Annotated in this window: 16 protein-coding genes; 6 read left to right on the forward strand and 10 right to left on the reverse strand. The window is 51.8% G+C overall.

Going from position 1 to position 23022, the window contains the following annotated elements:
* Positions 1 to 45: 45 nt before the first annotated feature.
* The 5 genes from NYE33_RS30085 to NYE33_RS30105 form a co-directional block, all read right to left on the reverse strand.
* Positions 46 to 3186 (reverse strand): S-layer homology domain-containing protein, encoded by a 3141-nt coding sequence (locus tag NYE33_RS30085; RefSeq protein WP_341068992.1) that lies wholly within the window; start codon positions 3184 to 3186, stop codon positions 46 to 48.
* 238 nt (positions 3187 to 3424) lie between these two features.
* A complete protein-coding gene (locus NYE33_RS30090; protein WP_076242691.1) occupies positions 3425 to 4036 on the reverse strand; it encodes a uridine kinase family protein in 612 nt (203 codons plus the stop codon).
* A 142-nt stretch (positions 4037 to 4178) separates the two neighbouring features.
* Positions 4179 to 5309, reverse strand: coding sequence for a glycoside hydrolase family 88/105 protein (locus NYE33_RS30095; protein WP_336101518.1), 1131 nt, complete (start codon positions 5307 to 5309; stop codon positions 4179 to 4181).
* A gap of 40 nt (positions 5310 to 5349) precedes the next feature.
* Positions 5350 to 6378: a dienelactone hydrolase family protein gene (locus tag NYE33_RS30100; RefSeq protein ID WP_076242689.1), complete on the reverse strand. Its 1029-nt coding sequence runs from the start codon at positions 6376 to 6378 to the stop codon at positions 5350 to 5352.
* An 18-nt stretch (positions 6379 to 6396) separates the two neighbouring features.
* A complete protein-coding gene (locus NYE33_RS30105; RefSeq protein WP_042135216.1) occupies positions 6397 to 7287 on the reverse strand; it encodes a pectinesterase family protein in 891 nt (296 codons plus the stop codon).
* Between the two features lie 73 nt (positions 7288 to 7360).
* Here NYE33_RS30105 and NYE33_RS30110 point away from each other — a divergent pair, with 73 nt between their 5' ends.
* Positions 7361 to 8227 carry a helix-turn-helix transcriptional regulator gene (locus NYE33_RS30110; protein ID WP_042135215.1) on the forward strand — a complete coding sequence of 289 codons (867 nt, stop codon included), beginning with the start codon at positions 7361 to 7363 and terminating at the stop codon, positions 8225 to 8227.
* Positions 8228 to 8259: 32 nt separating this feature from the next.
* Here the strand turns inward: NYE33_RS30110 and NYE33_RS30115 are convergent, their stop codons facing one another.
* Together NYE33_RS30115 and NYE33_RS30120 are read right to left on the reverse strand one after the other, a co-directional pair.
* Positions 8260 to 9717, reverse strand: coding sequence for a glycoside hydrolase family 28 protein (locus NYE33_RS30115; RefSeq protein WP_336101517.1), 1458 nt, complete (start codon positions 9715 to 9717; stop codon positions 8260 to 8262).
* 18 nt (positions 9718 to 9735) lie between these two features.
* On the reverse strand, positions 9736 to 11301 hold the full coding sequence (locus NYE33_RS30120; protein ID WP_336101516.1) for a glycoside hydrolase family 43 protein: 1566 nt from the start codon (positions 11299 to 11301) through the stop codon (positions 9736 to 9738).
* 200 nt (positions 11302 to 11501) lie between these two features.
* Here NYE33_RS30120 and NYE33_RS30125 point away from each other — a divergent pair, with 200 nt between their 5' ends.
* Positions 11502 to 13736 carry an AraC family transcriptional regulator gene (locus tag NYE33_RS30125; protein ID WP_336101515.1) on the forward strand — a complete coding sequence of 745 codons (2235 nt, stop codon included), beginning with the start codon at positions 11502 to 11504 and terminating at the stop codon, positions 13734 to 13736.
* A gap of 117 nt (positions 13737 to 13853) precedes the next feature.
* Here NYE33_RS30125 and NYE33_RS30130 read toward each other — a convergent pair whose 3' ends face one another.
* Entirely contained in the window at positions 13854 to 14294 is a 441-nt protein-coding gene (locus NYE33_RS30130) for a hypothetical protein (RefSeq protein WP_336101514.1), read from the reverse strand.
* A 506-nt stretch (positions 14295 to 14800) separates the two neighbouring features.
* Complete coding sequence (locus NYE33_RS30135; protein ID WP_042135206.1) at positions 14801 to 15061, reverse strand: hypothetical protein; 261 nt, start codon at positions 15059 to 15061, stop codon at positions 14801 to 14803.
* Positions 15062 to 16147: 1086 nt separating this feature from the next.
* Between NYE33_RS30135 and NYE33_RS30140 the strand changes: the two genes are divergently transcribed.
* The 3 genes from NYE33_RS30140 to NYE33_RS30150 all read left to right on the forward strand — a co-directional run bounded on the left by NYE33_RS30140 (position 16148) and on the right by NYE33_RS30150 (position 19711).
* On the forward strand, positions 16148 to 17128 hold the full coding sequence (locus NYE33_RS30140) for an ABC transporter permease (RefSeq protein WP_052421752.1): 981 nt from the start codon (positions 16148 to 16150) through the stop codon (positions 17126 to 17128).
* Between the two features lie 12 nt (positions 17129 to 17140).
* Positions 17141 to 18025 (forward strand): carbohydrate ABC transporter permease, encoded by an 885-nt coding sequence (locus NYE33_RS30145; RefSeq protein ID WP_341069000.1) that lies wholly within the window; start codon positions 17141 to 17143, stop codon positions 18023 to 18025.
* Between the two features lie 141 nt (positions 18026 to 18166).
* Positions 18167 to 19711: an ABC transporter substrate-binding protein gene (locus NYE33_RS30150; protein WP_341069002.1), complete on the forward strand. Its 1545-nt coding sequence runs from the start codon at positions 18167 to 18169 to the stop codon at positions 19709 to 19711.
* A 112-nt stretch (positions 19712 to 19823) separates the two neighbouring features.
* Here the strand turns inward: NYE33_RS30150 and NYE33_RS30155 are convergent, their stop codons facing one another.
* On the reverse strand, positions 19824 to 20624 hold the full coding sequence (locus tag NYE33_RS30155; RefSeq protein WP_336101512.1) for an AraC family transcriptional regulator: 801 nt from the start codon (positions 20622 to 20624) through the stop codon (positions 19824 to 19826).
* 144 nt (positions 20625 to 20768) lie between these two features.
* Here NYE33_RS30155 and NYE33_RS30160 point away from each other — a divergent pair, with 144 nt between their 5' ends.
* Complete coding sequence (locus tag NYE33_RS30160; RefSeq protein WP_341069004.1) at positions 20769 to 23018, forward strand: FAD-dependent oxidoreductase; 2250 nt, start codon at positions 20769 to 20771, stop codon at positions 23016 to 23018.
* Positions 23019 to 23022 lie beyond the last annotated feature (4 nt).

The following is a 23022-nucleotide window of genomic DNA, read 5'->3' on the forward strand; positions in this document are numbered from 1 at the left end:
CGGGAAGCGCTGCTCTGTTTTTTCATAGACTGCTGTATTCGTTTATTATTCCTTAGCCAAAGTAACGTCCAGGGGATCAACAAGCAGGCCCTCTTCAACTTTAAATTTACAATTTATTTCGATTCTATTAAGATGCTCGGCATCCCAATAGATGAATACATCGTATTCCCCATCCGGAAAATCAGCACCGAAAACCCCGTTTTTCAGCTCAACCGTTTTGAGATAATCCTTTCCGCCAAGACCACTGCCTAATTCAATATAGCCGTCCGGCAGCGGGGTCCCATCATCATATTTCAGAGTGCCGGTAACATTATTAGATGGCAAATGAATTACAAGCTCTTGCGGATCAGACTGCCCGTCCAGCACCGAGAAACTATAATACGGGAATTTGGCATTGTAGATGGAGTACATTTTTTCCGCTAAAATAAGTACCCGGTATGAGCCATCAGGCAAATAGAAATCATACAGGCCATTCTTAATCGTTGCTGCATACAGAAGCGGTGAAGCAGTGCCAACCTCTGTGATCACTAATATACCATTAGCATATGGAGTTCCGTCCTCATTATAGATCTTGCCTGATATTGCTAAAGGTACTTTGATATCAATAGGCCCTGAGGCAGGTTCACCATTAACAATCTTTATCTGTGTACGTAAAGGTATACTTTCTGAATCCTTAGTGTTCAGCGTCTGTATGCTATAGTCGCCATCAGGCAAATAAAGATTGAACTTACCAGCAGTAACATCAACCTTATAAAGCCCGGTATTCACTGCACCCATATTACTTATTTCCAGCCAGCCATCGTGCATCGGGGAACCATCCACGAAGCTAATACTTCCTTCAATTTTGGGTGGCAATTTTATATTCAAATTGCTTTTCCCGTCAATGACCTCAAATGAATGATTAATGGTTAATTGTTTGTTAGTTTCGCCATAGATTAAGACTTCTACATTATAATGACCGTCCGGCAAATATAAGTTAAACTTACCTGCTTGGATTTCGGCACTATACCAGGCAAGCGGTCCGCTGTCTAAGCGCTTTACAATAATTTCTCCATTCTCCACCGCGGTCCCGTCCGAATACTGCATCGTGCCCGCCTGCTGCTCAGGAATGAGAATATGCACCTCTCTATCTGCCTTGCCATTCATAACGTAAAACATATAGTAGAGTGAAATAATCTCCTGTGTAGTTGTGGAACGCATGGAGTAAATCTTGTAGGGCCCGTCCGGCAAATCTATAGAGAATTCACCATTCGTTAGTACAGTGCTGTAAATCATATGATCGCTGTCCCGTTCCAAATACAAGGTACCGGAATCGGCAGCCTTCCCGTCTGCACGCTCAATGACCCCTTGTACAACCCCATGATCTACAATGGGCGGTGTGGGTGCCACCGTTGACCAAGGTGTGGATATCGGTGTAACTATCGGCCACGGCGATGGTGACGGCGAAGTCGCTGCTGTTGGTGTAGCTGATGAAACCGGCGTTGCTGCCGCTGTTGCTACCGGCGTTGCTGCCGCTGTTGCTACCGGCGTTGCTGCCGCTGTTGCTACCGGCGTTGCTGCCGCCGTTGCTACCGGCGTTGCTGCCGCTGTCGCTACCGGCGTTGCTGCCGCTGTCGCTATCGGCGTTGGCTTTGCTGTTGGTACCAGCGTTGGCTTCACTGTCGCTATCGGCGTTGGCTTCACCGTTGGTACCGGCGTTGGCTCTTCGGTTGGTTCCGCCGTTGGTTCAGGCGTTGGTGCTGCTGTTGGCGCCGGCATTTCTGCCGCACTGCCTCCGCCTCCGCCTCCACCCCCGCCGCCAACTAATACGGCCGCTGTTGGAGTTACAGAAGACGCAGCAGCCGTTTTATCAGAACCGGCTATATTGATTTTCACATCTGCCGGAACGTCGCTGCCCATGGTAATTTTCTCTGGCGCATTCTCTATTGTAATGCCCGAAGCGTTGACGACTGCATTCCCGATGTTGCCTTTACCTGAAATTTGTATACCGGCGTTCATTATCATAGACTTGATACTGCTGCTATTGCTCAATTTATTACTGCCCGCTGTTTTATCAACATTGACTGCCTCCACAGTGCCCCCGCTGATGTCAATGTTAAGACGTGATGCAAGAATATTCACAGCCTTGAAGTTACCTGTCAAAAGGATACGGGCATCCGCTGGAATTTCACGGGATAACGTGAGGGCGCTGATTGAAGCTCCGCTGAGTGTTTCTACGGCTGCAGCGGACTTGATCTGAAGATCATTGATTTGGGTCTTTCCTTCAGCAACCAGTCTTACACTGCCATCCTTCTTGTCAATACGCACAGAACCCAGTGTCGAATCCGCAAGATGAATACTATTCGCCCCGCCGCCTTCAATCGCGGTGTTACCTCCTACCGTTACATTCAGGAGATGCACATCGCCTTCAGCTATGCCTTCTCCCAGCAGCAGATCTCCAGTAATGTTCATATTACGGAGTGTGATACCTGGCACATTAATTACTACATCACTGTCTACTTCGGACATTCCCGACATCGGACCGTATGTACCCGGCGAATCATAGATGATTACATATTCCCCGGAATCTGCATCGGGCAAGGATAAAGCTCTATCCAGGATGACTACCGTTTCCGCACGGGTTGCATAAGCAAGCGGGCGAAAATTCCCATCGCCGGAGCCTGTCATGATCCCCTGCTCGCTTACAGCCCGGATAGCACTTTTGCTCCAATCAGGACTTCCGGCAATATCCTTAAACTCAGGAGCCGCAGCCGATGCTGTCAGCTTGAGCAATTTACTGATGATAACAGCCATTTCTTGACGGTTAATCTTCTGGTCCGGCTTAAAGGTCCCATCCGCATAGCCCTGAACGTAACCCGCGGCATTGGCCTGCAAAATACTTGAATAATACCACTTACTGCTGGAGATATCGCTGAAATTAACTTTCTTAGTCTCAGTGAACCCAAAAGCCCTATTAATCAAAACCGTTAATTCAGCCCGCGTGACCGGATGATCCGGCTTAAATTCACCATCCGGGTAGCCGGAGATCAGACCTTGATCCATCCACTTACTGATGTGCTCCTTCGCCCAGTTTCCGCTGAGATCCGATACATTACCCGCAAAAGCTGCGCCGGCCGGCAGTATGGATAGACATACAGCTAGTACTCCTGCGATTACTTTGTTCCTTACCCTTTTTTGAATGAACAAGCTAATACCCCCGACTATGTAGTTATAAAAGCGCACAAATTATAAGTTACCTTCCCTCATCTATTACTTAAGACCTATTAATCCGTTAAAATTATAGCATGATTCCGGTCAATAATTTGCATAAATTTATCAGATTTTATTGTGTCAGTTCCATGAAGCACAAACGGCCCCAACTCTCCATTTCACCGGAAGGCTGGGGCCGTAGCTGTGTATGACTTTCTTTTCGCCGAAACTAAGCTTAATCTTGATTCCTGATTACAATATCGAACTTCTCATGATACGGATGCATGAATAATTCATACTGAATTCTGCGCTGTTCATGGGACTTCATTAAATACTGAATATCCGTCCCCCGCTCAGCCACATCACGGATTCCCCTTCGCCTCAGCTCGGTCTCCCCATCCGTATATAAGTAGACTTTGAGATCATACAGACTTGGGTCCGTAAAAGCCACGCTCATGCCCTCTACAATATTAATCCTGTTGTCAGAAGATAACAGCGCACTCTTGCTATAATGCGTACCGATGGTATACAGATCCAAGCCGTCCCGCAGCATACGGATGTCTCGCTCCAAAGCAGCCACGTTATGGGCGGCAGGGTGACAGGCGGTCATTTTATCACGATATTGTTCATTGTTATATTCGTAGTCAATCCTTGCGTACCGCCTAAGATCAGATCCGATAATGTAGGGGTCAGTATTGAGAACATTCAAGTTCTCCTGCCCCAAAAGAGTGATCAGATGATGGGCAAACGTCGTCTTTCCCGATGCCCCATGACCCGAAATCCCCACGATCACTCTCTCTGCCTGACTGTTAATCCACTCAGCTATTCTGTGCAATTCCTGATTCATAGCTTCCTCCGCATGTCCTCTATTAGAAGTATCCAATATCCTATACTATCACAAAAGGCGGACCGGGATCGGCTGCTATTATAACGATGTTGACGCTCAATTCACCGGTATTCATGTATTCGTCTGCTCCGACAGCAGCAGCCTATTGCCCGTCAAGGTACTTCTCCACCTCAAGGGAAGCCAGCAATAATGGCGCAACACCCATTGGCGCATCAGAGACTATCGCCTCAGAAATGTAGTAATCATAGGAACCGTTCCGGTCCTTGCTGAGTCCTGCCCCGTGGCAGATCTGATGCAGATGAACGCCTTGTTCATCTTCGGTAACCAGATGCGTGAGGATGCCCTCATAGCCTTTCAGCATCGCTTCCTTGAACGAAGGCTCCAGATAACGCAGCCGCAGCGCTTTGGCCATCGCATAGACGAACATGCAGGAGCCGGTGGCCTCGAGGTAATTGCCTTTGCGCCCTGCCTGATCTAGCACCTGATACCACAGGCCGGTCTCCTGGTCCTGAACCTCAAGCAGTGCACCGCACATCCGCTGGAAAATCCCGATGATCGTTCCCCGCTGCGGATGGGTGACCGGGAAATGCTCCAGACAGTCCACGGCGGCCATGGCGTACCAGCCCATCGCGCGGCTCCAGAAGTGGGAAGAGAGGCCGGTGGTCGAGTCCGCCCATTCCTGCTCTTTGGATTCATCCCAGCCGTGATAGAGCAGGCCGGTCCGCGGGTCACGGGTCCGGCGCTCAATCAATAGCAGCTGAAGAGCAGCTTCATCTATCAGCTCGGGACGCTGAAATACGGCCCCGTATTCGGCAAGAAACGGCGAAGCCATATATAGTCCGTCCAGCCACATCTGGAAAGGATACACCTTCTTATGCCAGAATCCCCCTTCTGAAGTTCGGGGTTGCCCAATAAGCTGCGCTGCCAGCAGATGAGCCGCTTCAGCGTAACGCGCTTCCCCGGTCTGCGTGTACAGGTAGAAGAGATTCTTACCCTGGTTGATCTGATCCAGGTTATATTCCTCCAGCGAATAGGAGCGGATCGAGCCGTCCTCCCCGATGAAGCTATCCATATGCCGCTGCATGAAGGAGAGATATTCGAACTCCCCATGCTGCACACCGGCGCGGGCCACTGCCATCAGCAGCATACCGGGCACATAGGCCCAGCGCTCCAGGACATACTCATGTTCCCCGTGTTCATTGCATTGACTGATGAAGGTATCCGCGATTCTGCGGGACAAACCTGACGTTGTTGTTTCTGTGATAGACATCATTATTCCTCCTGTCGCTTATGTTCCAAGCCTAAGTCTGAGCTCAGGCACCGGCAAGCTGCTTCCGCAGCCAGGCATACGCCGGCTCCCCGTGTATTTCATGCCCTCCAACAAAAAAATCCGCCTCCACCTGTCCGCCATGCCCCGCTGCGTTATAGATCGCCTCCAGCCGGTCCAGGGCTTGCTTCGCGCCAGCCGGACCAAACAAAGGGTCGGCATCTCCCGACTCCACGAACAGGCCGCGAGGTGCAATTAACCCAAGCAGATCAGGCATTTCCGCTTCCAGCAAAATGCCCGGAATATAATTATCCAGACAATGATTCCGCGTCAGTATACTGTCCGCAAACGTATTGGCATACCCGCTGACGACCGCACAGGTGAGCCTCTGATCCAGTGCAGCTGTGAAGCCTGCGACCAGCCCGCCGCCGGATATGCCCATAATGCCTACTCGTTCACCGTTAACCTCTTCCCGCGTCAGCAGATAGTCGAGCGCCCGCATACTTTCATAGATCCGGTAGCCTGCCATCGTCTGCCCCGCCATCAGCAGCGCGGAGGATAGGCGGAAGCAGGAATTACGCCCGGGCTCACCGCTCTCCATATCCTCTGCCAGCCGTCGGCCGCCGAATCCTAGCACCTCGGGAGCAGCGACCACGAAGCCCTGCTTCACCAGCGAGACGGCAAAATCCTTATGCAGCCCCGGGTCACCCTGCCGCTGCGAGCCGTCCGGATTGAGGCCGGTAATCTCACGGCTGCCGTAGCCATGCCCATGAATAGCCAGAACAGCCGGGCAGGGAGAGGATAACGGCTGCCCCGGAATCAGAAGATACATAGCCATTCTAAGTCCTTCATAAGTGGTAATCTCCACACGCTCACGTATATATCCGTTACAGGCTACCCGCTCAAGCAGCACAGGTGCAAGCGCTGCCCGTTCCTCCGGAAAGCCGCCAAGCCGTCCGGTAAAGCTTGCAGTAAGCTTTGCCCGCCACTCCCCGTGTGGAATGTCCTCACGGAAGGCAGCGTCCTGCGCTGCGGAAGCGGTCAATTGCTTCATATATTGTTCCAATGATTCCATCAGGGTTCCTCCTGGTTCTTAATAGCCTTCAGGATGCCAGCCGTCCAGAACGGTCAGAACCCGGTACTCCGCAGCTTCCTCTGCAGTTAACTGGCGCGACCATGCAGCGCGGCTCTCGGGACAGGCCCCTGGCCCGCTGCTGCCGTATTCTTCATAACGGCTGGTCTGCTCCCTGTCCGGCTGCCCCCAGTTATGCCAGCCTTCGCCGGTAACCGATTCGTCCATAACCGTACGGATGAAGGCTACATGTGCATAAGGCCGCCAGGGCCGTCCGAGATACACCTCACTGACCCCTTCGCCGCCGGTAATCCGGCAATTCAGGAATACATAGCCGAATGCAGCTCCCTCCGGTGTTGAAGCGGCTGTAATATAACCTCTGGACCGCTTATTGTGCAGATGGCAGCCCTCAAACAACGCCGTGGCGGCACCGAAAATATAATCAACATCGCCTTCAATATAGCAGTCGTTGTAGTATTGCTTGCCCTGCCCTGTATAGAGTGTATCCTGGTCACCCAGCAGACGAACACGCCGGAACACCGCCTGTCCGGCATCAACAAAGGCGGCCACCGCCTGTCCGGTTCCCGGACCGGAAGCGTTCCGGATGGTCAGATTCTCGGCTGTGAAGCCTTCCGCGAACACATTCAGGGTGCCGCTGCGGAAGGTACCGAGCGGTTCACCGTCCGCTCCCAGAGTGTGGGCATTATCATTCCAGGTAATCACGGTGGAATGCGGGTCCTCCCCCAGCAGCAGAATGGGCGGGGCTTCACGGACGATTGTAATCTTTTCCTCATAAATGCCGGGCTTGATCCGGATGGTTACGGCCTGCTTCTGCTGCGGCGGAATGGAATCCAGCGCCTCCTGCAGACTGCTGTATCCTTCCCCCGGACTCTTCGATACTGTAATTAACATGTGCGGCTCCTTTCATGGCGACCTCTATTTATTCTATAATAACCGTAACGGTTCATATGAGAAGAGGAGATTTATGACCAGCGTGACTAGCCCTAATCCGAAATATCATATAGAAGAAGGACGGTTCAGCATTCAGCATATGAAGCGCAAAGGCATCACTGCGATGCCGCGCCCCCACAGCCATGAACTCACCGAGCTGTACTATCTGACAGAGGGTGAGCGCGTATACTTTGTGGATGACCGGGTCGTTACGGTTCACAAGGGCGAGCTGATTCTGATTCCCGGCCGGGAGCTGCATGCTACTGCAAGCTCCGAAATGGCCGAATTCGAACGGATTCTGATCAATTACGACCCTGATCTGCTGCCCCTTGTGCTGCAAGGTGAAGCCTTGTGGTTTCAGAACCACCGCTACCGTCTGTTCAGGCTGACCCTGCGCGAACAGAATGAGGCGGAGACACTGCTGAACCGTATTTTGGAGGAAGCACGTGTTCAGCGGCCATTGTATGAAGCCATCATCGTAACTTTGTTCACCGAGCTGATGATTCTGCTCCAGCGCTCGGAGAGTACGACACAGGCCGGCGGAACGAAGCACCCGCTGCATCATCTGGTAACCGATGTCGCCACTTACATCCGGGGCCATCACCGCGAAGCGCTTACGCTGGAAGAGACTGCCGGACACTTCTTCATCAGCCCGTCTTACCTGAGTCGCGTCTTTCACCGCCTGACCGGGTTTCATTTCCGTGAATACATTGTTCATGTCAGAGTCCGTGAGGCCCAGCACCTGCTGGCCGGAACCTCCGCCAAGATTCAGGAGATCGCCTCCACAGTCGGCTTCGAGCATCTGTCCCACTTCAATAAAACTTTCAAAAGATCAACCGGGCTGACTCCGCTCCAATACCGCAAGGCATCCAGGTCGCGGGCGTCGTCCAAGTCTGAATGAAGGATAGAAGAATAGCGCGCCTCTCCCGGACATTAGCCTGGGCTCTCCGTGATCACGAGTTCTCCGGACCGGATGAGCTCTACATGGCTGCATTTATGCATCTTCACGGGCTGTGCTTCCTCTGTCCTTAGCCGGATCCGGTCCAGCTTCAGATTGCTGGCGTACCGCAGAACCATTCCCCGCTTGCTTATGGCGCTGAAATTCTCCACCGTCAGCTCAGCAAGCGGCATCTCCGGCAATCCGTTCACCAGCAGCGCAGTTGCCGCACCATGGCAGGTGATATTCCGGAGTGTGATATTCCGGAACTGCGGAGTCTCCTCCGTAACGGGGAAGGACTGCTCATCGTAGCCTTCAGAGCCCTCAACTCCCGCATAGAACATATGGAAAGAAACCGCCTCATGGATAATGCCTGTCATCCGGATATTCTCCATCCGGATATCCTCTACTACGCCGCCTCTTCCCCGGGCGCTTTTGAAGCGCAGCCCGATGTCCGTGCCGATGAACAGGCAATCGCTGACTCTGACCGCATGCACTCCGCCCGACATTTCACTGCCGATCACCACTCCGCCATGTCCGTGATATACCGTACAATGCCGGATCGTAATATACCGGCAGGGCATCCCTGCTCTGCGGCCTTCCTCGTCTTTGCCCGACTTCAGGCAGATGGCATCATCCCCTACATCGAACCGGCAATGCTCCACAAGGGCATGTGTGCAGGACTCCAGATCCAAGCCGTCCCCATTCTGTGAGTACCATGGATTACGCACCTGGATGTGCCTGACGGTAACCTGCTCACAGCCCATAGGATGAAGGCACCAGGCAGGTGAATTCTGGAAGGTGGCTCCCTCCAGCAGCACCCGCTTGCAGTTCCGCAGGCTTAGCAGTGCAGGACGCAGATAGGCCCGGGCAGGCAGATAAGCTTCCATTTCAGTCTGCCCTTCCTCCAGCAGCCGCCGGTAGTAGGCCTCTCCCACCAATGCTTCTCCAGAAGGCCACCACATCTCATTCTGCTCATCCAGTACTCCCCCGGAGGCAATCAGGCTCTGCCACTTGAGTTCCGTCATCTTGAAGCGTTTCACCGGGCGCCAGGCCTCGCCGCTTCCATCGAATATCCCTTCGCCGGTAATGGCTACATCACTGAGAGCTTCCCCATCCAGCGGAGCCTGACAGCGCCAGCCGGCATTCCCCTCATAATGGGAGAAGAGCAGCGGATACAGCGCGAAGTCCGGTTCGAAACATACGAGTGCCCCGCGCTCGGCATGCAGATTAATCCGGCTGTGCAGCGTCAGCGGTCCCGTACGCCATATTCCCGGCGGGATGATGACCGTTCCGCCTCCTGCAGCAGCGCAGGCATCAAGCGTATCCTGTATGGCAGCAGTGCGCAGCAGCTCTCCGCCTGCTGCGCCATAATCTGTAATCCTGAACGTCCGCTCCGGAATTCGCGGCAGTTCAGGTACAGGATAAGGATTGGAATCCTGCTGGCTGTTCATAGGCCACTTCCCTCCTGTCTATTCAATTTCTTCATAGCTGAACCAGTCGAAATCGGCATAATTGGTGCTTGGCGCCCCTTGGGAACTCGCATACATGCCAATGTACGCTCCTGTGAATCCTCCGGCCAGGTCCGTGCTGAGCACTCTTCCGTCAGCCTGTTCATGTAATGCCGTCCATGAGCCGAATTCGTCGGCTCTATAATAGAAGCTGTAGACCTGTCCTCTGGCCTCAGCCTTAAGCTGCACCTTATCCTGCGGATAAGGCGCCGATGCCAGCAGCCGCTCGTCCCCTCTGCTGCGCACAATCAGCTGCAGCACCTGCTTCCCGTCCTCCAGCTTCAATTCATAGCGGAAGTGGTTGTCCGCATTCTGGATCAGGGCAAGTCCGGCGGTTTCACCTGGTGCCCCCGGTTTGAAGACCATTTCAGCTTCTGCTCTGAAGCTTAAGTGCTGCTGGCGTCTTCCAATGAAAGACGGATTGCTGATCTCTGTCAGCTGCTCCGGCTTGAGCTGCAGCCGCAGATGTCCCGGACGTTCAGTGAGGCTCCAGAATTCCCCGCGCGGTGTCCGCAGGAAGTTCCAGATGAGACTGAGTCCGGCTGCATCGAAATCATCACGCGCAGGCAGCTGCGGCCACTTCGTTTCCGGCAGATCAGGCGCTGCCGCTTCCAGCTCCAGCACGCCTTTGCCCGGATTCACTACAGGCCATTCATTCTCCCATTTCACCGGGGTCAGGAACGTTTCACGCCCGAGGTTGCGGTAATAGCCGCCGCAGGTCCGGGAAGCAAGACAGAACATCCACCAGTCTCCATGCTGCGTCTCCACCAGTTCTCCATGGCCGACATTCACGATTGGATATTCTCTGCCGAGATGGCGGTGGGTCAGAATAGGATTCGCTTTATGGCCTTCATAAGGGCCGGTCACGTTCCGGCTTCTGGCAATCGTGATAGCGTGGGTATGGCCGGTGCCGCCTTCGGCAATCAGCACATAATACCAGCCGCCGATTTTGTAGACATGGGGTCCCTCCTGCGCATGCCCCACCTTAAGGGCACCTTGCCAGATGCTGAGCTTCGGACCTGTCAGCTTGCCTTGCTCCAGGTCAATCTCCTGCAGCCAAATGTCCATATGCTTCGGATAATCCTGGCCTTCGGGAGGAACACGGTTGCCGGTGTAATATACCTTGCCGTCTTCATCGAAGAACAGGGAGGAATCGATACCCGGTGCATCCTCCAGCCAGACCGGATCTGACCAGTCTCCGGCCGGATCGGCGGCAGTCACATAGAAATTATGCTGATCCTTATTATTGTCCACGTAGGTTGTAATCATATAGAAGAGACCTTGATGATAACGGATGGTAGGGGCCCAAATGCCCATCGACGGAATCGTGTGGTCCAGATTAAGCTGGGACGGACGGTCAAGCACATGGCCAAGCTGGCGCCAGTTCACCAGGTCCTTGCTGTGGAAGATAGGAACACCGGGGAAAAATTCAAAACTCGACGTGACAAGATAATAGTCCTCACCTACGCGGATAGCGGAAGGGTCAGGGTAAAAGCCCGGCAGCACCGGATTGCGGAAAGTTCTCAATACAGAAATCCTCCTTCAAACGAGCAAAATGTAAGCATAACCAATTATAGTTCGTATAAGTTTAACTTTCTTGCTCTTTCTATGCTCTTTTTCCCGTTTTTTATACTTTCATGCTATTTGGGTCTATCTCCCTTCTTGTCAATGAATAGCTTGTCCCACTAGAATAGGTGTAGTAGGATTTACATAAAGGGGCGATCATCTTGGGAAAGAGAAAGAAACTGTATACCCGCTTTTTTATGAGCCTGACCCTGATCTCTGTCTGCTGTATTCTGGTACTGGCTATGGCGATATTCTACTGGTACCGGAATATTTCGATTGATAATGTCGACAAGGCTAACCAGAATGTGCTGTTAAATACTGAAACCGTATTCACGAACTATAAGGAAATTGTTCAGAACTATACGATGGACTTCTATGCCAACCCGAACATCAGTGCCCTGATGCGGAGCGGAGAGACGGACTGGAGTGACCAGCTCTACAGTGTCTTAAGCCAGATTCGCGGTGCGCTGGTCGTTAACCAGTATCTGGAGAACGCCTATATCTTCGGGGAGAAGGAACCTTCTGTCATCTATGAGAACATGCCGCTAAGCCCGGAAGCCAAGCTGGAGCTGGCCCGGAGGATGCGGAGCAGCCGTATTATTGAATCTCCCTTTGTGTGGCAAACCACCCAGAACAACGGCACGCCTGTCACCCTGCTGACCGTCTTTTATAACGACCGGGCCTTTGCAGACAGCGAATATTACGGCGCAGTTGCGCTGACGGTCAATCTCGCCAAGCTCCAGAACAATCTGTTCACTCAAAAAGAAGGCGGAACTACACGTTATGCCGTCATTGACCGGAATGGCGAAATTCTCATGCACAGCACACTCTCCGGCAGCACCTTACATCCGGAGATGCTGAAGCAGGTCGCTGCCTCCACCTCTGAAAGTGGCTCCTTCGTCTATAAGGGCAACGGAGACAAGCAGCTGATTACTTATGTGTATTCCGCGCAGGATAAGCTGTGGTTTGTATCAGAGATGTACTATAAAGACAGCATCCGTGAGCTTGCAAATGCCCGCAATCTGATGATTGGCCTCTGCCTGGCTCTAATACTGGCTGCTGCTGTAACTGCCAACCTGATTTCCCGGCAGATCTATAAACCGATCGGCAGGCTGTTTGGCAGCATCGCTAATATCTCCGGCAATGAAGAAGCCTTGAAGGCCGGCAGTGACCTGGATACCGTGAATCTGGAGCTGGAATCTATAGGTGTGAAGCTGGCACAGCTCAAGAAGGAGAGCGACGGCAGTGCCCTGATGCGCTGGCTGCTCTCCCCGCGCGGTGCGGCAGACCCTTCCGGCGTCCTCCCGATGATGGGCATCGGCGCAACGGAAGGTGCTTATTGTATCTGTGTACTGGCCGTGCTGGAACCGGGACAGACCGGGAATGCCCCGGAACCTGTACAGGAAGTCATTCACCGGATTCAAACTGCATTCTCGGAGCTGGCCGAGGTTCAAATCTTCCGCCCCCATCAAGGGTCGGCCGTCCTTATTCTGAGTGAGCTCTATAGCGGAAGCTTCGGGGATTATGCCCATTACCGCAGTACATGGGAGGAGCTCGCTGCACTATGCCTTAAGTCCGGCGGCCGCTGCGCGTTCGGCATCAGCGGGCTGGAAAGTGATCTGGGCCTGCTGAAGTCCAAATACGCTGAAGCGGCAGACTGCATGCAGTATCTTAAATTCCATGCACAGCAGAATATCATATTCGCCGACGATACCGTCCATCTGAACAGCAGCCCGGTTCCAGACAGTGCGCTTGAGCCGGTACTGCAGGCGGTAAAACAGCCGGAGCTGGCCAGCCACATCCCGCAGGCTGTGGAAAGACTGCTGGCGGTAGCCTGCAGCTACCGTGCAGAGTCTGCTACCGTTGCTGTATCAAGGCTTGCCTTTGAGCTGAACCGTACGGCAGATCTGAGCAGCGGGGGCAACCGCCATTCCGGCTTTCTGGATGATTATCAGCAGGTCTGGCAGATTCAGAGCTATGACAAGCTGCGCGAGTGGATTGAATACAGTTGCAGCGCAGCCGTGGGCCGGATTGCCAGCATGAGTGCGGTGCAGACCCGGAGCATTGCCGCTGAGGCTGCCGCTTATATTAGGGAGCATTATAACGACCCCGCCCTGTCGCTTAATGCGCTGGCCGAGAAGCTGTCGGTCAGCCCTGCCTACCTCAGCAGGCTGATTGCCGAAGAGGTGGACAGCAGCTTCCCGGATTTCGTCAACCAGCTGCGGCTGGAGCAGGCAGAACTGCTGCTGGTCACGGATCTTACGCTCGATATCCGCGAGATTGCCGGACGGGTCGGATATAACAGCAGCACTTATTTTACAACCCAGTTCAAAAAACGTTATGGCGTCACACCGTCCAAATGGAGAATGAATCATATTTTGCAGCAGAAGGAGTAGTGGGGGCTGGAGAGGGATGGATAGGGGGAAATGGAAACAGCAGCAGCCAAGGACGGATGAAGTCCTGGGCTGCTGCTGGTTTGTTAAAAGAAGTTTTTCACTCCTTATGAATAAGGTTTACTTCTCCCAAGGGAATTTAAACCCGCCTAATCCATATGTACTATTAATTTGTTTAATATAATCTTCCTTATCAAAGTGAAACGTTTTTGAGTTATTGATTAATTGTTCTCGGCCGTCAATGAAAGTCCAAGTTACAGTGTCGTTATTCATTTCAATAAATGAATATACCGCCCCACACCCCAGATCAGCACATGCAGGGCATATATATATTGAATTCTTTCCATTAGGAAAATCTGGCTGACTCAATAATATCAACCTTGAAATGTGTTTTTGCTGAAAATCCTCACTGCCCCACCCTAAACATGATACAAAGTCATAATACTTAGCATAACTATCATATAAGGATTGTCCGTCAACTATAAAATCCGCAAAACGTATGGGTCCCGGGTAACCATCCCTTAGACGCATTTTAAATTCAATTTCCGATTTTTTAATCATCCTCACCTCTTATAATAAGTGCTCATGGAATCAATCTGATTTTATCAATAGTTTATTGAAAATTTGTGTTACCTCTGCATATCCGACGATCCTAGTGCCCTCCTGCGTAAGAGTACCCATTAATTATTGCGGACTAGGTCCAGCTTTAAGCCATAACACGTCATACCCCATATTCTCAAGTATTTCTAACCCATCACTGAACTCAATTCTGTTTGATCCATTCCACCCATTTTCCAGACCATACACTATAAACTGCTTCACTACTCCCGGGTAATTTAAGTTAAAATCTTCAATATCATCCGAGGCCGTCTTCTTTAAGTGAGCACCAACTAGCAGAGGACTTCCTGAGATTGGGCCATCCTCTTCATATATTCATCACCTATTGGAAATTCTCCGTTTGCAACATAATCTTCTTATCCAAACTCCAAATCATTCTTAGCCAGATCCAAAGCTGCGTTCTTGATCAAATTTCTATTACAAACACTTCAGTTATGTGAGTCTTCTTCCTACTTCCCTCTTACAGCATCTATAATTGCTCTCTTCACATCATCACGGATTAAATGTATAGATTTAATAGACACATCCAATTTTTCTAGAGTTGTATCATTGTACAGCTGCTTTTCACCAAGTGAATTAAGCTCGCCAACCAGTTCGTCACCTAAGGATGGGAGCCCGCTCCGAACCTCTATTATGGAGAAATCATGGTCTTCAGTCTCTACAGCAAAAATCCCTAAACGCCGATACTCTGTATGCACACGACCTCTCATTATTTTATCTCCCTTCAAATTAAAACAATTGAAATTATTTATCTTTTTCTATGCGGAAAAGGATTATTTCCCTATGAACGGTTGTGGATTTTGCCCAAATCTGTTGGCTTATCCTAACTAACTCTCATAGCTTTTACACGGTACAGGTCTGTAAAGACTTAAATGTTGTACATATTACAACTCGGCGACCTATATACCCGGGTGTTGGGGCAGATTGTTGTATGAAATACAACAATTGTCCTGCTAAACCGCGTGGAGGAGGAGAAATGCTGCATTTTATACAACAATTTCGATTTACAGCCGAGATTTTGAGGAAAATGTTGTATTTTATGCAGGATTTTCGCGCCAGCCCCATGCTATCTTCCTCAAGTCTATCATTTAACTTTTCAATCCACCATTTCATTCTCCACAGCTACGCCTCTAATATAACGTCAGAAATAAATTAATGAAAACCACATTGGCAAATTGCCTAGTGAGGGTTTGTGGTTTGCGGTTTGCGGTTTGCGGTTTGCGGTTTGCGGTTTGCGGTTTGCGGTTTAAAGTAACCAGCTACCTGTATGCATTAGACTTAACTGCACTTTGTACAACTAAATCGTCTGATTCCCCGCCAAATCTCCGTTTAGTTGTATTTCGTACAATTAAAACTGGCACTTGTTGATAGTTTCTCCCGTTCGGGCTGATTTAGTTGTACAGAATACAGTTATACGATGCAAGCCTACCTTTTCGCTGGTTTTAATTGTACAGAATACAACTATCTCCGAATTTTCAGTTGGAACGCTGGATACCTAAATTGCTGCATTGAACGAACTTACCTCTTTAGCTCTGATGTTGTATTTATCTCCATACAAGGCACTTCCCCCCTTTCACATCCCTATTCCCCCGCTTTTATCAGGCATTTAACCATCCCAATTCAGAAAACTTCTGCTTTTTCTGTTTTTTTAAGCCCGCTTATTCCGCATTTTTTAACTTTTTCCCGTTTATTATGATAGCGTTTACATTCTGCGGCGGATTATGATTTGCCTTGTAAAGCGTTCTCCTGAATCACGGGATGAAATGATAACGCTAGCATAAAGGAGTGGACTGTATATGACGCAAGAGGCAACACCCGGCACACCGGGACAGCTTGTCCCGGCTACGCGGACTGTCAGCGCCCGGCGCTTCCGCAAATCCCTGAGGAAGGACAGCTCGCTGTATCTGCTCGCCTTGCCGGGCATCATCATTCTTATTTTATTTGCGTACCTGCCGATGAGCGGACTGATTCTCGTCTTCAAAAACTACAACTTTAACGACGGAATTTTCGGCAGCCCGTGGGCGGGCTTCTCCAACTTCGAGTTTTTCTTCTCCAGTATGGAGGATGCCCTGAGGGCGACCCGCAACACAGTTATGCTGAATGCGCTGTACATGCTGACCGGCACTTTTTTCTCGGTGGCTATCGCCATTATATTGAACGAGCTGCGCAGCAAGTGGTTTATCAAAATCACCCAGAGTGTCATGTTCTTCCCGTATTTCATCTCCTGGATCATTATCGGAGCCATCCTGTTCTCCCTGCTCGACTATGACAAAGGGATTCTCAACCAGCTGCTGCAATCGCTTGGCCTGTCGCAAATGGACTGGTATTCTAGCCCGTGGCTGTTCGTAGTGATCCTGGTGCTGGCGAATATCTGGAAAAGTGCCGGCTACGGCGCGATCATCTACTATGCGGTGTTACAGGGAGTGGACACCTCCTATTATGAAGCAGCCCGGATCGACGGTGCCTCCCGCTGGCAGATTATCACCAAAATCACGATACCCATGCTGATTCCTTCAATCATCCTGATGACACTGCTCGGAATCGGAGGCATGCTGAAGGGCGATCTGAGTATGATCATGGGCGTAACGTTCCTTAATCCGCTGCTGCTGCCCACTACCGATATTATCGACGTCTATGTATACCGCACGGCCATCCGTTCCGGTGAATTCGGCTTCGCATCCGCCATTACGCTCTATCAATCCGTCTTTGGATTCATTCTGGTGCTGGTAGCCAACAAGCTGGCCGGCTGGTATGACAAAGACAGCAAACTATTCTAGGAGACCGATACGATGCAAACTACTGAAAACAAAGGGCTGGTTATTTTCTTCTATGTCTGTATTGCGGTATTCTCGGTCATTTGCCTGGTGCCGTTCGTGCTGGCGGTATCCGGTTCTCTATCTACAGAGTCGAGAATTGCTGCGGAGGGCTATTCCTTCTGGCCCCGGGGGTTCACGTTCGAAACCTATGAATTCCTGTTTGGCTCCAAAGCAGAGCAGATTCTGCGGGCCTACTCCATGTCGCTGGTCGTAACAGTACTCGGCACGCTGACCGCTGTACTGGTGACTACCGCTTATGCCTATGTCATTTCCGTCCGGAATTTCCGGCTGAAGAACTTTTTCGCCTTCTTTGCCTACTTCACGATGCTGTTCAGCGGCGGCACACTGCCGTGGTATCTGCTGAGCACCAAATACTATCACCTTGGCGATACGCTGCTCGGCCTGTTCATTCCCTATGTGCTAAGTGTGTTCCTGATGTTCCTGATGGCCAACTACTTCCGCAGCATCCCGCATGAGATTGTCGAGTCGGCACAGATCGACGGGGCAGGCCATCTGCGGATTTTCTTCAGTATTATGATTCCGCTCGGCCGGGTCGGACTGGTGACGATTTCACTCTTTTATGCGCTCCAGTTCTGGAATGACTTCTATCTGCCGCTGATGCTGGTTAACAATCAGGATCTCTATACGATCCAATACCTGATGTACAACATGATGGCGAACATTCAGTTCCTGGCCTCCGGCAATGCCGCACAGGTGGGAGGCGCTATTATTGCCCCGCCGCTGGAGACTGCGAAGATGGCGATGACCTGTCTGACCGTTCTGCCGATCGCTATTTTGTATCCTTTTCTCCAGGGATTCTTCGTTAAAGGTATTATCGTGGGTTCGGTGAAAGGCTGATCCTCCGGACACATTGACCTAATATTGGTTGCATCAGGTGTGTGCTCCCATGCTCCGACATGTTGTACAATAAGCTTACGGGAGCACCGCCTTGGCAATATAAGCCTCACAGATTAATTCTAATTCAGGAGGGTGTTCATCATGACAAAGAAAAAAGGCTGGTTAAGTTTGCTCCTGGCAACTGTATTCCTGGTAAGCGGCTGTTCGCAGGGCAATAATGAAAGCGCTAACCCTGGTAATACGGACAGCAACAGCAATGGAGGCTCAGCACCGGCAACGGCGGCGGGCAGCGGGACTGAAGGCACGGCTCTGGCGCCGGCCAAGCTGAAGATCGTGCTGTACGGGGACGAGTCGAACCGGATGAAGGAGCTGGCCAAGACGGAGTTCTATGATGTGATCAAAAAAGAAATCAATGCCGAGGTTGAATTTCAGTTCCTGCCCTGGACGGAATACGGCGGCGGCAAAACGGACCTGATGCTGTCGACCGGCGAAGATTTCGCGACCTATACGGATGCCAACTATATGGTGAAATCTGTCGCCAAAGGGCTCTACACGGACCTCACTCCCTATATCTCTGCAGCAGCAGCGGATTTGAGTGCGGCAGTGGACGAGGCTTCCTTCCGGGCCTTCCAGCTAGAGGGGAAACAATATGCGGTACCTGTAGGCAACAAACCGAATTCCGCTGAATTTTACAGTGTGCTGGTCCGGCAGGATCTGCTGGAGGAAGCAGGAATGACACAGGTCTCCTCCCTTGCGGAGCTTGAGCAATTTTATGATAAAGTCCATGCGCTACATCCCGAGCTGATCGGATACGCCAACACGGACGCCCGCAGAATGCTGCAATATGACTTCACCGACAAGAATCTGTATTGGCAAAATGATTTCATCGCCCTCGATGAGTCTGCCAAGGATGATCAGATTATCAGCTGGTTCGAATCCCCAGAATTCAAGACCTATGCCGGTCTGATGCACGGGTGGTACGAGAAAGGGATCATTCCGAAATACGCCGCAACCAATGTGCCTCAGCTGCAGTCTGACTGGAACTCCGGCAAAGCAATGTTCTGGGCAGGAACCGCAGCACGTCCGTTCGAAGGCGCAGCTACCATCTCGCAGGCAGTGCCTGAAGCCAAGCTGGTCAATTATTTCCTGGGCACCGGCCGTCCAAAAATCAGCAGAGGCACCTACAGCACCGCCTTCTTCGTCTCTGCCGCGGCCAAGGACCCTGAGCGTTATGTCATGTTCTTCAACCTGCTGCAAAAAAACCAGGAGCTGTACGACCTGTTCGCCTATGGTATTGAGGGAACCGATTATACGCTGGACGCTAACGGCCGTCTGACCAAAATCAATACCGATTCACTGATTCCTGATTGGCTGCTGATGAACAAAAACTTCATGCGCTTTGACAACACCGTACCGGATGATTTCATTGCCGATTACAAAGCATGGGATGATGGAGCAATTATCTCCAAGGGCGCAGGCTTCAACTTCGACAATACTCCGGTCAAGAATGAAGAAACCAAGCTGAACGGCGTATTCACCGAATACCTGGCCCCGATCGGCAGCGGTTTCAGTGATTATGATTCTGCTTTCCCTAAGGCCCTTGAGCGGTTAAAAGCGGCCGGTATCGACAAATACATCGCCGAATACCAGAAGCAGTTCTCTGAATGGTATGCGAAGCAGCAATAGAATTCAGCCTCAGCTGCACAGCGGTGTGACGATGACAGCCTTAATATGAACTACCGGCAGCGCGCCCTCCTTATTCGGAGAGGCGCGTTTGTCGCGTTTGTTTGGTGAATTCTTATAGCCGGTGCAGCTTGCGGTACTTCGAGGGGGTTAAACCAAGCTTCGCACTGAACACGCGGCTCAGGTAGAAGCCATTCTCATAACCGCACTGCTGGGCGATGATTTCAATGGACTGTGTGGAATCTTCAAGCAGCAGGCAGGCTTTTTGGAGCCTGATTCCGGTCACAAATTCTGAAGGTGTCGCCTGATAAGCTGCCCGGAACCGCCGTGTTAACTGCACCGGTGTGATACTAAGCGCGGCCGCCAGCTCCTGCATCGTCATAGGGGTGCAGGCATGCTCAAGCAACCATTGCCTTGCCTTCTGCATATCCTGATCGGAACTCTCCCCTTCGGATTGCTCTTCCTCCGCCGCAAAGCTGCGCTCGATATCAAGGAGTCTCCACAAATCCTCCAGCATATGCTTCATTCGTCCAAAGCCCGGCTCCTCCTGAATGCTTCTTCCGATGTTCCTCATATAACGGTAAGTCGACAGCAGACGCTCCACATCCCTGACCGTCCACCTTCCGCCTAGCGTTGCAGCTGCTTCTTCAAGCCCCGGCTTCTCCTCCCATTCGAACTGGATGAAATGAAAGGTTAAAGTTGTCACCGTTCTCCGGTAAAAGGCCGTACCCGGCGGACATACGATGATATCCCCCCATCCGGCTTCTCCCTCATGATCTCCGAACCGGTAGGCGAATTGCCCTTGTTCCACCGCAAATATCGTCCACACAGGATACGTGTCATACTCCAGCAGGAACTGTTCCTTCTTCTCCCAATACGTATAGGCTACTGGATGAACTGACCAATTAATTCGCATGCACTGCTCTCCCTCCAACCAGTAAATGAAATGAAATGAAATAAAGTATATATCAAAAGAAATTATATGCATGTTATTTGATATACAGGTGATTTATTATGAAATTACGGATATATTATCATAACTCAGGGGAGAGATTCAACCATGCGGAAAGAAACGGTAAAAACGGATGTAACCGTTGTAGGCGGCGGTCTGGCAGGAGTATGTGCGGCGATTGCAGCGGCACGTCTGGGGCAGACGGTCGCACTGGTCAACAACCGTCCAGTGCTTGGCGGCAACTCCAGCAGTGAGGTGCGGGTATGGGTGTGCGGCGCTACCTCACACGGCATTCACCGGTATGCCCGGGAGACGGGGATAATGGGGGAGCTGTTTGTAGAGAACCAGTACCGCAACAAAGACGGCAATCCATATTTATGGGATATGGTTGTGCTTGAGGCCGTGCAGGCTGAACCGAATATCCAGCTGTTTCTGAACACGGATGTGCATGAAGCCGAGGCCGGTGAGGAAGCGGACGGCGGGCGGCAGATCCGGTCGGTTACCGGATGGATGATGGGATCAGAGCGGAGCATCCGTTTTGAGAGCCCGGTCTATCTGGACTGCACCGGAGACGGGCTGGTCGGCTTCCTGGCTGGTGCAGAATTCCGGATGGGCCGCGAAGCGTGCGATGAATTGGGCGAAGAATGGGCACCGCTGGTTGCAGATGATATCACTCTCGGCAGCACCCTGCTCTTCTATACCAAGGATGCCGGTCATCCGGTCAAATATATAGCTCCGGCTATGGCCATCGATATTACACAAACGTCAATCACCGAGAACCGCATCATCCGCAGCGGCGACAATGGCTGCGCATACTGGTGGATTGAGTTCGGCGGCGAACAGGATACCGTTCATGATAACGAGGCCATCCGCGACGAGCTATGGTCCATCATTTACGGGATTTGGGACTATATTAAGAATTCCGGTAAATTCGATGCCGGGAATATGACGCTGGAATGGGTCGGTTCGCTTCCGGGCAAACGGGAATACCGCCGCTTCGTAGGCGATTATATCTTGAACCAGAACGATATCCTTGCGCAGCGTGAATTCGCGGACCGGATTGGCTTCGGCGGCTGGTCGATCGATCTGCACCCGCCGCATGGTGTGTATGCTACCGAATCAGGCTCGAAGCATATGTATTCCGACGGCAGCTACCACATTCCGTTCCGTTCACTGTATTCAGTGAATGTGAACAATCTGCTGATGGCCGGCCGCGACATCAGCGCATCGCATGTCGCGTTCGGGACGACACGCGTTATGGCTACCTGCGCGGTCATCGGCGAAGCTGCAGGCACCGGCGCTGCACTTTGCGCGGCCAGGGGAATTACGCCGCGTGAACTGCATGCGAACCACCTGCAAGACCTGCAGCAGACCATGCTGCGCCAGGATGCATCCGTTCTCGGCCTGCGCAATGAAGACGAATCCGACCTGGCGCTCCAGGCAGCCGTCAGTGCCTCCAGCGAACGGAGCCGGTTCGCAGTAGAGCATCCGGCATTCAGTGTCCCTCTTACGACTGACATCGGCATCACCCTTCCGGTTGATCCTCTGCTTGACGGAATTGAGCTGCTGATCGATGCGAGCGAAGCAGCGGAGCTGACCGTCCAGCTATGGGAGACCGGCCGGCCCGAGAATTATGTTCCGTATGCGCATCTGCAATCCGCATCGGCTTCTGTCAACTCCGGGACGCAGCAATGGGTGAAGCTTGACCTGCGCTGGCAGCCGGAGACGCCGCGCAATGCTTTTCTGATCATCAAGGCTAATGCGGCAATCACCCTGCATATGGCAGATCAGCCGACTTCAGGGATGCTCGCTTATGGGCATAGCAACACACCTGTAGTATCCTTGGATTTCCAGAATCAGCCCGCACAGCCTGTAGTGCTGTGGGACAAAAAGAAATTCGATCACACCGCACCATGCATCCGCCTGTCTGCGCCATCACAAGCCTTCGCTGCGGTCAAAGCAACGGACGGATACCTCCGTCCTTACGGCGGTCCGCACCTGTGGTCCTCTGACCAAATGAACTCCGGCCGCCCGGAATGGCTTGAGCTTTCTTGGAGCGCACCTGCCTCCATCCGCCAGGTGCAAGTCACCTTCAATGACGATGTGAATGAGGACCTGATCAATCTGCATCATCACATCACGCCTTACGAAATCCTGCCAACGCTCGTCAAGGATTATCGTATTGAAGCTTACATGGACGGCAACTGGACGGCAGTCGCCGCAGGAAGTGACAATCACAAGCGCAAGCATGTGCACACACTTGCCGAAGCTGTAACAACTGATCGCCTGCGCGTTGTGATCGGGGCGACTAACGGAAGCCAGTATGCGGAGATTATTGAGGTGCGGGTTTACGAGTAACTGG

The organism is Paenibacillus sp. FSL R10-2199, assembly GCF_038000235.1.
Lineage (GTDB): Bacteria > Bacillota > Bacilli > Paenibacillales > Paenibacillaceae > Paenibacillus_AQ > Paenibacillus_AQ phytohabitans.